The following is a 12,742-nucleotide window of genomic DNA, read 5'->3' as shown; positions in this document are numbered from 1 at the left end:
CGCCCGGCGGCCCGTCACCCCGCCGCCGGCTCCAGCACGAAGACGGGGATCTCCCGGTCGGTCTTCTCCTGGTACTCCGCGTACGGCGGATACGCGGCGACCGCGCGCTCCCACCACTCGGCCTTCTCGTCCCCGGTGACCTCCCGTGCGGTCAGCTCCTGACGTGCGGGCCCGTCCTGCAGTTCCACCAGCGGGTCGGACTTGAGGTTGTGGTACCAGACCGGGTGCTTGGGCGCGCCGCCCTGCGAGGCCACGACCGCGTACCGTCCCTCGTGCTCCACCCGCATCAGCGGCGTCTTGCGGAGCTTGCCGCTCCGCGCGCCGCGCGTGGTGAGCACGATGACCGGCAGGCCCGTGTCCCGCAGGGTCGTCCCCCGGGTCCCGCCCGAGCTCTCGTACAGCTCGACCTGCTCACGCACCCACTGCGCCGGGCTGGGCTCGTACTCGCCCTCAAGTGGCATGGCATCCGTCCCTTGTCGTCGTGATCGGGGTCGTTCCCCGTGTGCAACACGGGCCCCCGCCGGTTTCATCCTCGGCCCGCCGCGGGGGCCCGGGACCCGCCGTCCTCCGGATCGTTCAGCCACCGGAGGACGGCACCAGCATGAGCACGGCCAGCACCGCGATCACCGCACTCGACAGCAGGCCCGTCACCAGACGCCCCCGGCGTCCGGTCAGGGCCCGGCCGAGCAGCGCTCCGCCGCCCGCGAGCAGCAGTTGCCAGCTCGCGGAGGCGAGGAACGCGGCCAGGACGAACACCCCCTGCTCCAGGGGGCTGACGGCGTCGGTGGCGCGGCTGCCGAGGACGAGCGCGGCGAAGTAGACGACCGTGGTGGGGTTGAGGAGGGTGATGCCCAGCAGGGCGGCGTAGGCGCGGGCCGGGCTCACCGGGTCCCGCTGGGTGCGGGTGGCGAGCAGTCCGGCGCGGTACTGACGCAGCGCCGTGACCGCGCCGCGCACCGCCAGTGCCAGGAGCACCAGGGCGGAGACCCAGCGCAGGGGTGCCAGCACCGGCTGCAGGGCGGCCGCGAGGGCCGTACCGCCGAGGGCGGCGAGCAATGCGTACAGTCCGTCGGCCGTCGCCACGCCGAGCGCGGCGCAGGCTCCGGTCCGCAGGGACGTACGGGCGGTGAGGGAGACGAGATAGGTCGCGACCGCTCCGACCGGGATGGCGATGCCATAGCCGGCGAGGAGCCCCGCGACGAGCGCGGCCGTCATGACCGGGGCGGTGTCGGTCCCCACGGTCGGCCGGACTGCTGCTGGCCCCGCACCGGCGAGGCGGTGGTCGGGGTCAGGGGCAGGGAGGCATCGGTGATGAACATGCGCAGATCGTGGGGGAGCGGGCGGTCTGCCCGCAATCGAATTACCGGCGGCCCTTGACCGGGGTTCCGCGCCTGCCTACTTTGTTTGTATCCAAACGATATGGGAGGGCGGACGCGTGGACACACCGGCGCGCCCTCCGCGCGGGCCTCACGCCTTCGGACGCCGGCCGCTGCGCCGGGGCGCGGGCTCCGCGCCGTTCAGCAGCGTGCGGCGGCGCTCCTCACCGTGCTCCTCGACCTGCAGCACCACACTGCGCAGCCCCTCCGCGAGGCTCCTGCACTCGGTGTCGCTGAGCTGCCCGGTGACGAAGGCCTCCTCCTCGTTGAAGGCCGGGAACACCCGGCGCATCAGCTCCTCGCCCTGGTCGGTGAGGGCGAGCAGCACGAGCCGCCCGTCCGTCGGATGCGCCGCCCGCCGCACCAGCCCACGAGACTCCAGCGTGCGGGCGACCCCCGTCAGCGTGCCCTTGGAGATACCCGCCTCCTCGGCCACGTGCCGGGTCTCGGACTCGCCCCACACCCACACCACCCACAGCACCACGAACGCCGTCCACGTCAGGTCGGAGCCGCGCAGCACCGAGTTCTCCAGGTGCTGCCGCACCGCCGACGCGGCCCGGTAGATGTTCGCCACCGCCGCCATCTGGTCGCGGCGGATGGGGAAGTCCCCCAGTTTCGCCGCGGCGAGTTTCTCGGCTTCGGTGATGGATCGCTGGCCGGGCACGGGGGGCTCCTCGAATCGTCGGTGCGGACAGGTCGATGGTCCGGTCATTCGGCATCAAATTGTACGGAGGAGAGGGAAACCGCCATGAGCACCACCCCCCGCATGCTGCTGGTCCTCAGCGAGAACTGGACCCTGACCGGCGGCCGGGCCGACCTGCCCGCCGCCGTACGGTGGGCCCGTGAGGCCGAGGACGCCGGGTTCGACTCCGTCATGGTCAGCGAACACATCGTGCTCGGCCCCGACGCCGCCGCCGACGGCATCATGGGCAACCCCCGCGACTACGCCCTCCCCGGCAACCAGGACCCCTACACCCCCTGGCCCAACTCCCTGCTGCTGCTCGCCTCCATCGCCTCCGTCACCGAGCGCCTGCGCCTGGCCGCCGCGGCCGTCCTCGCCCCGCTGCGCCACCCCCTGCTGATGGCCCGCGAGCTGGGCACCCTCGACCTGCTCAGCGAGGGACGGCTGCTGGTGCAGCCCACGGTCAGCTGGAGCAAGGACGAGTACGACGCGCTGGGCGTGCCCTTCGGCAGGCGCGGCCGGCTGCTCGACGAACACCTGGAGGTCTGGGCGAAGGCATGGGGACCTTCCCCGATCTCCCACGACAGCGAGCACTACCCCTTCCGGGACGTCTACTTCGAGCCCAAGGCGTACCGCCCCGAGGGCCCGCGGCTGTGGTTCGGCGGGCAGCGTCTGCACGGCCCCGTACTGCGCCGGCTCGTCCGGTACGGCCACGGCTTCCACCCCCTCGGACGGCCCACCCCCGACGACCTGAAGGCGCTCGACGAGGCGATGTCCGCCGCCGGACGGAACGCCGCCGACCTGGAGATGATCGGCGGCACCCAGGCCGTCTTCCCCGACGACCACGCCCCGGCGGACCTCGGCGCGGCCCTCGCCTCGATACCGGAGCAGCTGGAGCAGGGCTTCACGACCTTCTGCGTCAAGCCGAACCAGTTCATCGACGACCCCGACGGCGTGGGCGCCTTCTGCAAGGAGGTCATGCGCCGGGTGGAGGCCCTGACGGGCTGAGGGCACGGCGTGGGGCCGGTGCCGCGACACGCGGCACCGGCCCCAGGGCCGTGCTCAGCGCTCGAAGACGACCCCGCCGTCGAACACCGTCATGTCCACCCGCACCTGAGTGATCTCGTGCGGATCGAGGTCCAGCAGCGGCCGGTCCAGGACGCACAGGTCGGCCACCTTGCCCACCTCCACGGACCCCTTCCACGCCTCGGCGAAGTCCTGCCGCGCCGGGTTGATCGTGTACGCCCGCAGCGCCTCGGCGAGTTCCACGCACTGCTCGGGCCCGCTGACCCGGCCGCTGGCCTTGGACTCGCGCAGCAGCATCGCGGCGACGCCCTGCCGCCAGTCGGGCTCGGTGATCGGCGCGTCCGAACTGGCGCACACCGCGAGCCCCGCGTCGAAGGCCGAGCGCGAGGGCCACTGGTACGCCGACCGCTCCGGACCCACGACCTCGGCCATCAGGTCGGAGATCGTCCACTTGATGGCCGGGTTCATGTTGACGCCGTAACCGTGCGCGGCCAGCCGGGCCAGGCTGTCGGCGCCGATGAAGTCGCCGTGGATGACGTAGTGCCGGGCGTCCTCGCGCGGCACGGCCTCCTGCGCCGCCACGAACGCGTCCACCACCAGATCGATGGCCCGGTCGCCGGTGACGTGGACGCCCAGCTGGTAGCCGGCCTCGTGGGCGACCCGGACCATGTCGAACAGCTCGTCGACCTGCACATCGGGCGTGCGCCCGTGCACGCACAGGGAGCCGTGGCCGCCGTCGAGGTAGGGCTCGTTCATCCAGGCCGTACGGTTCGGAGGCACCCCGTCGGCGAAGATCTTCACGCCGATGGCGTTCAGCAGCCGGGGGTCCGCGGACTCCGGGCGGTGGAGCTCGGCGAGGCCCTTACGGACGTCGTCGGCGGAGCCGCCGATCGGCGCGGGCAGCAGCAGGACGCTGACCCGGGCGTGCAGCGCGCCGGCCGCGGCCAGTTCGGCGTACGCGGTCCAGTTGTCGGTGCTCAGCCCACCGAACAGGGTCTCGGAGCCGCCGGGGCCGAGGCCCGGCTCGGTGTAGCTGGTGATGCCGCGCGCGTGGAGTTCGGCGACGAGACCCTGGACGGCCCGGCGGCGCCGGGCGACGGTGGGGGAGGACAGGGCGGCCTGCAGCAGGACCCCGGCGGCCTCGCGCAGGATGCCGGTCGGCGAGCCGTCGGCGTCACGGTCGACGACCCCGCCGTCGGGTGCCTCGGTGCCGGCGTCGATCCCGCAGCGGCGCAGGGCCTCGCTGTTGGCCCACACCATGTGCTGCGAGAAGTCGGTCAGACAGACGGGGTGGCCGGGTGCCACCGCGTCCAGGTCGGCGCGGTGCGGGAGGCGGCCCGGCTCGGCGAGGCACTCGGCGAGATAGCCGGGGTCCCAGCCCAGGCCGACGATCCACTCACCGGGTGCGGCGCCCTGCGCCGCCGCGCCCACCACCGCCGCGATGTCGGCGATCGAGCCGACCGCCGGATGCCCGACGTCGAGGGCGAACGGCGGCTTGGACAGGGCGTACGCGGCGCCGTGCAGATGCGAGTCGTTGATGCCCGGCAGCACGGTCCGCCCGGCCAGCTCGACGATCCTCGTCGCCGGTCCGGCCAGCGCGCGCATCTCGGCGTCCGTGCCGACCGCGACGATCTCCCGGCCGCGCACGGCCACACCCTCGGCGACCGTGAAACCGGCGTCGACGGTGATGACCTGACCGCCGGTCAGGACGAGAGTGGGGGAAGTGTCGCTCACGAGGACCTCTCCGAGGTGTCTGGATACGGATACGAGGAGGGGGAGGGGGAGTGCGGGCCGGGAGGGCGGGGGAGGACGGTCACCGGGTTGCCCGTGGGCCGAAGTAGGCGAGCGCCGCGCCCGCCACCAGGGCCACGCCCTGGGCCATCTGCTGCCAGAAGGTCGGCACGCTCAGCAGTGTCAGCCCGTTCTGCAGGCATCCCAGGAACAGCACGCCGAGCAGTACCCCGAGAACCGAACCGGAGCCCCCGCTCAGCGCCACCCCGCCCAGCAGCACCGCCGTGAGCACGGTCAGTTCGAAGCCCGTGCCCGAGGTGCCCGCGACCACGCTGTCCAGCACGGACGCCTTGATCGCCCCGGCCAGCGCGGCGGCCGTCCCCGTGACGACGAACAGAGCGAACGGCGTACGGCGGACGTCGATGCCGGAGAGGTAGGCGGCCTCCCGGTTGACCCCGATGGCGAACACGTGGCGTCCGGTCGGCGTGTACGCGAGGAACAGCGCCCCGGCGACCAGGACGGCGGCGGCGACGACCACGGGCGCCGCGATCCCGGCGATCCGCGCCCCGCCCAGCCACGCGAACCCGTCGCCGAAGCCGCTCAGCGGCAGCGGGAAGAGCTGCTGGGCCAGGCCCCGCACGGCCGCCAGCATGCCCAGCGTCACGATGAACGGCGACAGCCCCAGGTAGCAGCAGAGCACCCCGTTCACCGCGCCGACCGCGGCGCCGACGGCCAGCGCCCCGAGGACGGCGACCACGGGCGACTGGGCCCGCTCGCCCGCGAGCCAGCCCGCCGTGAGGGCGCCGAGCGCCAGCGTCGAGCCGACGGACAGGTCCAGATAACCGCTGATGACCAGCAGGGCGAGGGGGACGGCGACGATCGCGAGGGCGGCCGCGTCGGTGGCGATCCCGCGCAGGTTGCCGGGGTCGAGGAAGCTGCCGGTGGACAGCTGGAACACGAGCACCAGCAGGGCGAGGACGACGATCAGGGGATGGCGCCGCAGGGTCGCGAGGCCGTGCGCGGCCAGCGCGCGCGGGCCGGGGACGACGCGCTCGGCGGCGGTCACGGTGGTCATGCTGCTCCTTCGTGGGAGGGGGCGGTGGACGCGGTGGGATCGCCGTCCGGACCGCGGTCCGGACCCTGGGCCGCCGGTCCCGCGTCGTGGACGGCGGCCAGCAGGGACTCCTCGGTGAGGCCGGCGCCGGAGAGTTCGGCGACGATCCGGCCCCGGTCGACCACCAGACAGCGGTGGGCGAGCACGGCCGCCTCCTCCGGGTCGCTGGAGGCGAACAGCACGGCCGTGCCGCGCTCGGCGGCGAGCGAGGACACGACGTCGTAGATCTCCTGTCGGGCGCCGACGTCGACGCCCTGGGTGGGCTCGTCGAGGAGCAGGACGTCGACGGCCCGCGCCTCGTTGATCCAGCGGCCGAGCAGCAGCTTCTGCTGGTTGCCGCCGGAGAACGCCGAGGCCGGGAGCCCCGGCCGCGCGGGCCGCAGCCCGACCGACTCGGCGAGCGAGCCGAACACCCGCCGCTCGGCCCCGAGCGCCCGCACCCCGCGCCGGGCGAGCGTCCGCACGCTCGGCAGCAGCACGTTGTCCTGGGCGCTCAGTCCCGCGAACAGCCCCTGCGCCCGCCGGTCGGCCGGCACGAGCGCGACGCCGGCGGCCAGCGCGTCGGCGGGACGGGACGCCGAGACGGCCCGCTCACCGACCCGGACCGACCCGCCGGAGGCCCGGCGCCTGCCGAACAGGGTCTCCAGGACCCGCGTACGGCCCGACCCGATGAGCCCGTACAGCCCCACGATCTCGCCCTCGGCGACGGTCAGGTCGACGGGTCCGAAGCCGGGGCCGCGCAGAGCGCGGACGGTGAGGCGGGCGGGCCGGGCAGGGTCCCGCCGCCCCGGAACCACGGCGGCGGCATCCCCGCCCGCGGCCGTGGCCGCGCCGGCCGCGGGACCGGCCGCCCGCCCTCCCGTGATCGCCCTCACCAGGTCGCGGCGGCGCTGATTCCCCGTCGCCGTGTGGTGGGCGACCCGGCCGTCGCGGAGCACGGTCACCGCGTCCGCCAGCCGTTCGACCTCCGCCAGGAGGTGGGTGACGTAGACGATGGCGAGGCCCTGGGTGCGCAGGTCCTCCACCCGGGTGGCGAGGGCGTCGCTCTCGGTGCCGGAGAGGGCGGCCGTCGGCTCGTCCAGGACCAGCACCGAGGCGCTGCGGCTGAGGGCCTTGGCGATCTCGACCAACTGCTTCTGCCCCATGGGCAGTTCCCCCACCCGGTCGCGCGGCGAGCAGCTCGCGGCGACCCGGTCGAGGAGTTCGGCGGCCACCTTCTCCTGGGCCCGGCGGTCGATCCGGCCGTACCGGGTCCACTCCTGGCCGAGGAAGATGTTCTCGGCGACCGTGAGCGAGTCCACGACGCTCAGCGTCTGGAAGATGATCGCCACCCCGGCCGCGATCGACTCGCGCGGACTGAGCCGGGCGTGGGGGACACCGCCCACCTCGATCGTCCCGGAGTCCGGCGGGAACGCCCCGCCGAGACACTTGATCAGCGTGGACTTGCCCGCGCCGTTGTGCCCGAGCAGGGCGTGCACCTGCCCGGCGGGCACGGTCAGGTCCACCGCGTCCAGCGCCCGCACCCCGCCGAAGGACTTACTGAGGGAGCTGATCCGCAGATTCGGCGGGTTCGCCGTATCCGCCGCCCCCGGGCTGCCGTTCGTGTCGGCCATCGTGCGGCCCTAGCCGTTCTGGGCGAGCAGCGCGTCGATCTCCGCCGTGTCGCCGCGCTGGACCAGCCTGACCGGCACGTCGACGCTCGGGTCCGCCTTTCCGGCGGCGACCGCGAGCGGCACCTCCACGATGGCGTTGGAGATGTCCAGCGGGGCGAGCGCGGCGGAGGCCCGGTAGAACGTGCCCTGCTTGATGGCGAGGAGGGAGGGCGCCGACCCGTCCTGGCCGCCGACGAACGTCTTCCGGTCGCCCTTCTTGCGCCCGGCCTGCTGCAGCGCCTTGAACCCGCCGTACGCCGCCGCGTCCGTGACACCGAGGACGATGTTCAGATCCGGGTGCTTGGCGAGCAGCGCGGTGGACTTCGACAGGCCCGTGTCGGGGTCGATGGCCTGCTCCTGCGCCACCACGTCCACCCCGGGCGCGAGCTTGGTGAACGCGTCGATCATGCCCTTGGTGCGCTCCCGGCCCAGGTCGATCGTGTTGTCGACCAGGAACGCGACCTTCCCCTTCCCGTTCAGCGCCTCGGCGGCCCATTTGGCGGCCGATTCACCGAGCAGCGTGCCGCTCTCGCGGAAGCTGAACCGGATGTCGGCGCTCTGGTTCTCCAGCGTCCCGCCGTACGTCACCCAGATGAGACCGGCGTCCAGGGCGGCCTTGGCGATCGCCTCGGTGGCCTCGAAGACCATCGGGAACGACACGATGGCCTGCGTCTTCCGTGCGACCCAGGTGTTGAGGTTGGCGGCCTGGGTGTCGGGGTTGCTCGCGTCGCTCGTCGTCAGCAGCTTGATGTCGTGCTTCTTCGCGGCGGCCGTCGAGAGCTTCACGAGGGTGCTGTAGAGCGGGATCTGGGTGAAGGGGTAGTCGAGGCCGATCTGGGTGAGCTTGCGGGTGGAGGGGGACGCGCCCGCCGCCTTCGCCGAGCCGGAGCCGCTCTCCGGGGCGCTGCAGCCCGTGGCGGCCAGCCCGGTCGCGGTGAGCGCTCCGGCGGACCAGGCGAGGAACTGCCTGCGCGAGGCCGGGGTGACGGAAAGGGGGCGTCTGCTCATGGCGGGGATCTCCAGGGGGACGGGGCCCGCCGGCGGCGGGCGACGTGCTGTGCCGAACAGGAAAGACCCCTGCGCCCGGCCCCACCATCCGTACAAATACCGAGAGCGCGCGGCGGACGAGGTGCGGGTGGCGGAGGGGGTGCGGGTGGGCGGAGGGGGTGCGGGTCGCGACGGGTGCGCGCGGCCGACGGGGCGCGCGACCGTGCGGGCCGGGGCCGGCCGGTGTGTGCCTTGTCCACCTATCGCGACCGCTCTATCGTTAGGGCCCAAACGACCTGACCGGTCTCGGGGCGTCCCCGGGAGGCGCGCATGCTCACCCACCACCAGCTCGCCGCGGCCGCCCGCATCGGCATGCTCACCCGTGAACGCGACACCGCCTCCGCCTGCGCCGAGGCCCTCCACGAACTCGGCCGCGCCCTGCCCCTGGACGCCGCCACCCTCCTGGAGATCGACCCGATCACCGGCACCCACGTCCAGGTGGCCGGCGTCGGCTACGACGCCGACGTGTCCGCGGCCCTCGCCGCCGAGTTCGTCTCCACCCCCTGGTACGCCAACGTCCTGCGCAGCGCGATCCCGCCCTCCATCAGCGAGGACGTCGAGGACCCGGGCGAGCGCTACCGCGACGGCTGGTTCTACGCCGAACGCATGCGCCCGGCGGGCGTCCGCGACGCGGTGACGGGCGCCCTGCACCACCACGGCCGCCTCGTCGGCCTGATCACCCTCTCCACCGCGACCCCCGACGCCTACGACACCGACACCCGCCGGCTGCTCGCGTCCCTGCTGCCCGCCCTCGGCGTCCTCGCCGACCCCACCGCGCACGCGGGCGACCTCCCCGACCTCCCGTCCGGGGGCCGGGCGAGCCTGGCCGTCGCCGACGACGTCCTCGAACTCCCGGGACGGGACCCCGCCCTGGTCCTCCGGGACACCGAGTTCCGCCGTCTCGTGCGCGCCTTCGCCGGCTCGGGCGGCGCCCGACTGCGTCTGCTCTGGCCCGTCGGCGCCGACTGGCACCGGGTCACCGTCCGCCGCCACACGCTCGGTTCGGCCGTCGTTCGCCGGGCCGTCCTCGTGCACGAGACGCCGGCCCCGTTGCCGTACGGGCTCAGCCCGCGCGAGCTGGAGGTGCTCACCCGGGCGGCCACCGGTATGACCAACCAGGCCATCGCCCAGGCGCTGTTCCTGTCCCCGCGCACCGTGCACACCCACGTCGAGCATCTGCTGCGCAAGACCGGCGCTGCCTCTCGCGCCGAGGCCACGGCCCTGGCCGTACGCGACGGACTGCTCCGGCCGACCGCCGCGGACGTCGAACGTTTTGTCGAGGGTCCGCCCGGAGCGTGATCCGGGGTGAGTAGGGTCGACGGGTGACTGCCACCGCGAACCCGGCCGCCGCCCCTTCCGGGCAGAACGGAAGACCCTTCCTCTACGTCGTCGTCTGTGCGGCCGGCATCGCCGCGGAGGTCGGCAGGCTGATCACCGCCGCGCAGGAGCGGGGCTGGGAGGTCGGCGTCATCGCGACGCCCGTCGCCCTCGGCGGGTTCTTCGACACGGCGGCGGTCGAGGCACAGACCGGCCGCCCGATCCGTTCCGCCTGGCGCCGGCCGGGCGAGGCGCGCCCCTTCCCACCGCCGGACGCCGTCGTGGTCGCGCCCGCCACCTTCAACACCGTCAACAAGTGGGCCGCGGGCCTCGCCGACACCCTCGCGGTCGGCACCCTGTGCGAGGTGTCCGGCCTCGGGGTCCCCGTCGCCGTCCTGCCCTGCGTGGCCGACGCGCTCGCCGCGCACCCGGCGTACCGCGCGAGCCTGGAACGGCTGCGCGGCATGGGTGTCCGGTTCGGCGACCCGTACGCCGGTGAGGGCGACGAGGGCGGCGGGCGCGGGGAGTTCCGCTGGGAACGGGCTCTGGACCTGCTGGAGGCGGACGGCGGGGGGACCCCCCTCAGACCGTGAGTTCCGCCGCCGTGCCCGGCGGCAGCCAGCGGAAGGCGTCCCGCACCTGCTCCGGGGCCCCGGCCAGCGTCCGCTCGGCCGCCGCCCGGCCCTCCCGGAAGTGACCCCACCCCTCGTAGTGCACCGGCACGACGGTACGGGGACTCAGCAGGCGGCAGACCTCCACGGCCTCGGCGGCGGTCATCGTGTAGCGGAGCGGGCCGGTCAACGGGAAGCCGACCCCGCCGAGATGGAGCAGCGCGGTACCCACGGCCATCCGGCGGCCGACCTCACGGACGCCGTCGAAGAGCACGGTGTCACCGGAGATCCACAGCGACCCGTGCCGCTGGCCCGGCCAGCCGAGCGCGAAGCCGGTGACCTCGCCGACGATCGGACGGGACAGCGGCGGGCCGTGCCGGGCGGGGGTGGCGGTCACCTCGACGGTCGTGCCGTCGGGGGCGGACAGCCGCCAGGTGTCCCAGGGAGCGAGCCCGCGCGCGTTGCCGCCCAGCCGCCGGGCCCCGGACGGGGTGGTGAGCACGGTCCGCGCGCCCGGCAGCAGGGCACGCCCCGCGTCGTCGAGGTTGTCGCCGTGGTGGTCGTGGGTGAGCAGCACCGCGTCGATCGGGGGCAGTTCGGCGGCCGGCAGCGCGGGCCCGGCGGTCTTGTGGGAGGACGTGCCCCAGCCGAAGGCGTAGCGGCGGCCCGGCGGGTCGAACGTCGGGTCGGTGAGCAGCCGCAGCCCGCCGATCTCGATCAGGGCGGTCGGACCGCCGATGTGCGTGACGCGGACGCCTGTCATACGGGTTCCCTTCCGGAAGGGGCCCGGGACGGCCGAGGAGCCGCCCGGGGGAGAGCGGGGGCTGTCGAACGCGCGGGACCGCCCGGTGCAGAGCGTCCTTTCCGCCCCGGCTCCCCTTCAACCGAACGATGGAACAGGCCGTCGGCTTCCGGACGACGCGGGGCCGGGGCCGCCGGTCGCAGACTTGCGGTGCCGCCGCAGCGGCAGCGCCGTACGAGCCCAGCCCCGAAAGGACCTCACCCATGGCCGGCAGTTTCAGCAGGCGACGCGTCCTCACCACCGGAGCGGGCGCCGCGCTCGGCGGCGTCGTCGCGACCGGCACCGCCCGGGCCGCCACCGCGTCGGCGGCCGGCTCCGGTGCCCCGGCGGCGGGCGCCGAGGAGACCCGCTCCCTCGACGAGCTGTACCGCGACGCGGTCGCCGAGGGCGGCAGGCTCGTGATCTACGCGGGCGGTGACACCGCCACCCAGCAGGACTTCACCGCGCAGGCGTTCCGCACCCGCTTCCCGGACATCGACCTGAAGATGATCGTGGACTACAGCAAGTACCACGACGTCCGCGTCGACAACCAGCTCGCGACCGGCACCCTGGTCCCCGACCTCGTCCAGCTCCAGACACTGCAGGACTTCACCCGCTGGAAGAGCCAGGGCAGACTGCTCCCCTACAAGCCGGCCGGATTCTCCAAGCTGTACAAGGACTTCCGCGACCCCCAGGGCGCCTGGACGGCCATCCAGGTCATCGCCTTCAGCTACCTGTACGGCGTCGACGCCGTCGCCGGGAACGCGCCCAGGTCCCCCAAGGAACTGACCGACCCGCGCTGGAAGAACGCCATCGCCTCCTCCTACCCGCACGACGACGACGCGGTGCTCTACCTGTTCTCCCTCTACCAGCAGGCGTACGGCTGGGACTGGATCGCGCGGTTCGCCGCCCAGCAGCCGCAGTTCAACCGCGGTTCGCACACCCCCGGTGTCGCGGTCAACGCCGGGCGGAAGGCCGTCGGCGTCGGCGGCTCCGGCACTCTGACCGCGCCCCCGACCGCCCCGACCCGCTTCGCGGTGGCCGACGGACACCCCTTCATGGCCTGGGGCCAGCGCGCCGCGATCCTCCGCAAGGCCGCCCACCCCACCGCCGCCAAGCTCTACCTCAACTGGGCGCTGTCCACCGAGCGCCAGCAGGGCTCCTTCAACGGCTGGTCCGTCCGCACCGACGTCACCCCCGCCGGCGGTCTGAAGCCCGTCTGGACCTACCGCGACGCCCACCTGGACGGCTTCCCCCGGTTCATGGAGGACCGCGCCGCGGTCGAGCGCTGGAAGCAGACCTTCGCCCTCTACTTCGGCGAGGTCGAGGGCGACCCGACGCCGGGCTTCCTGGGGCTGCACCCCGGACGGTGAACTCCCCGCCGGGCACGGCGCATTCCTTTACC

General features: G+C 74.0%; 12 protein-coding genes. 4 read left to right on the top strand and 8 right to left on the bottom strand.

The genetic code is table 11. From position 1 onward, the window contains the following. Positions 1 to 14 precede the first annotated feature (14 nt). The 3 genes from PYR72_RS09510 to PYR72_RS09500 all read right to left on the bottom strand — a co-directional run bounded on the left by PYR72_RS09510 (position 15) and on the right by PYR72_RS09500 (position 2,040). Positions 15 to 461: a nitroreductase family deazaflavin-dependent oxidoreductase gene (locus PYR72_RS09510; protein WP_275454893.1), complete on the bottom strand. Its 447-nt coding sequence runs from the start codon at positions 459 to 461 to the stop codon at positions 15 to 17. 115 nt (positions 462 to 576) lie between these two features. Further along, entirely contained in the window at positions 577 to 1,215 is a 639-nt protein-coding gene (locus tag PYR72_RS09505) for a LysE family transporter (RefSeq protein ID WP_275460372.1), read from the bottom strand. 252 nt (positions 1,216 to 1,467) lie between these two features. Continuing rightward, the gene (locus PYR72_RS09500; RefSeq protein WP_275454892.1) at positions 1,468 to 2,040 is read right to left on the bottom strand and encodes a MarR family transcriptional regulator; all 573 of its coding nucleotides are present in this window, start codon (positions 2,038 to 2,040) and stop codon (positions 1,468 to 1,470) included. Positions 2,041 to 2,124: 84 nt separating this feature from the next. Between PYR72_RS09500 and PYR72_RS09495 the strand changes: the two genes are divergently transcribed. Beyond that, positions 2,125 to 3,066 carry an LLM class flavin-dependent oxidoreductase gene (locus tag PYR72_RS09495; RefSeq protein ID WP_275454891.1) on the top strand — a complete coding sequence of 314 codons (942 nt, stop codon included), beginning with the start codon at positions 2,125 to 2,127 and terminating at the stop codon, positions 3,064 to 3,066. Positions 3,067 to 3,120: 54 nt separating this feature from the next. Here PYR72_RS09495 and PYR72_RS09490 read toward each other — a convergent pair whose 3' ends face one another. The 4 genes from PYR72_RS09490 to PYR72_RS09475 all read right to left on the bottom strand — a co-directional run bounded on the left by PYR72_RS09490 (position 3,121) and on the right by PYR72_RS09475 (position 8,589). Continuing rightward, complete coding sequence (locus tag PYR72_RS09490) at positions 3,121 to 4,818, bottom strand: amidohydrolase (protein WP_275454890.1); 1,698 nt, start codon at positions 4,816 to 4,818, stop codon at positions 3,121 to 3,123. A 79-nt stretch (positions 4,819 to 4,897) separates the two neighbouring features. Further along, positions 4,898 to 5,890: an ABC transporter permease gene (locus tag PYR72_RS09485; RefSeq protein ID WP_037726773.1), complete on the bottom strand. Its 993-nt coding sequence runs from the start codon at positions 5,888 to 5,890 to the stop codon at positions 4,898 to 4,900. Continuing rightward, on the bottom strand, positions 5,887 to 7,542 hold the full coding sequence (locus PYR72_RS09480; protein WP_275454889.1) for a sugar ABC transporter ATP-binding protein: 1,656 nt from the start codon (positions 7,540 to 7,542) through the stop codon (positions 5,887 to 5,889). The genes PYR72_RS09485 and PYR72_RS09480 overlap by 4 nt, the downstream gene beginning before the upstream one ends. A 9-nt stretch (positions 7,543 to 7,551) precedes the next feature. Further along, a complete protein-coding gene (locus PYR72_RS09475; RefSeq protein WP_275454888.1) occupies positions 7,552 to 8,589 on the bottom strand; it encodes a sugar ABC transporter substrate-binding protein in 1,038 nt (345 codons plus the stop codon). Positions 8,590 to 8,898: 309 nt separating this feature from the next. Between PYR72_RS09475 and PYR72_RS09470 the strand changes: the two genes are divergently transcribed. Continuing rightward, complete coding sequence (locus PYR72_RS09470; RefSeq protein WP_275454887.1) at positions 8,899 to 9,927, top strand: response regulator transcription factor; 1,029 nt, start codon at positions 8,899 to 8,901, stop codon at positions 9,925 to 9,927. Positions 9,928 to 9,950: 23 nt separating this feature from the next. Next, positions 9,951 to 10,538, top strand: a complete 588-nt coding sequence (locus PYR72_RS09465) for a flavoprotein (RefSeq protein WP_275454886.1) — start codon at positions 9,951 to 9,953, stop codon at positions 10,536 to 10,538. Here PYR72_RS09465 and PYR72_RS09460 read toward each other — a convergent pair. Further along, entirely contained in the window at positions 10,528 to 11,319 is a 792-nt protein-coding gene (locus tag PYR72_RS09460; RefSeq protein WP_275454885.1) for an MBL fold metallo-hydrolase, read from the bottom strand. The genes PYR72_RS09465 and PYR72_RS09460 overlap by 11 nt on opposite strands. Positions 11,320 to 11,561: 242 nt before the next feature. Between PYR72_RS09460 and PYR72_RS09455 the strand changes: the two genes are divergently transcribed. After that, entirely contained in the window at positions 11,562 to 12,710 is a 1,149-nt protein-coding gene (locus PYR72_RS09455; RefSeq protein WP_275454884.1) for an ABC transporter substrate-binding protein, read from the top strand. Positions 12,711 to 12,742: the final 32 nt, after the last annotated feature.

Origin of the sequence: Streptomyces sp. VNUA24 (genome assembly GCF_029167005.1) — a bacterium.
Lineage (GTDB): Bacteria > Actinomycetota > Actinomycetes > Streptomycetales > Streptomycetaceae > Streptomyces > Streptomyces scabiei.
This window is presented reverse-complemented; position numbering and strand designations above follow the sequence as displayed.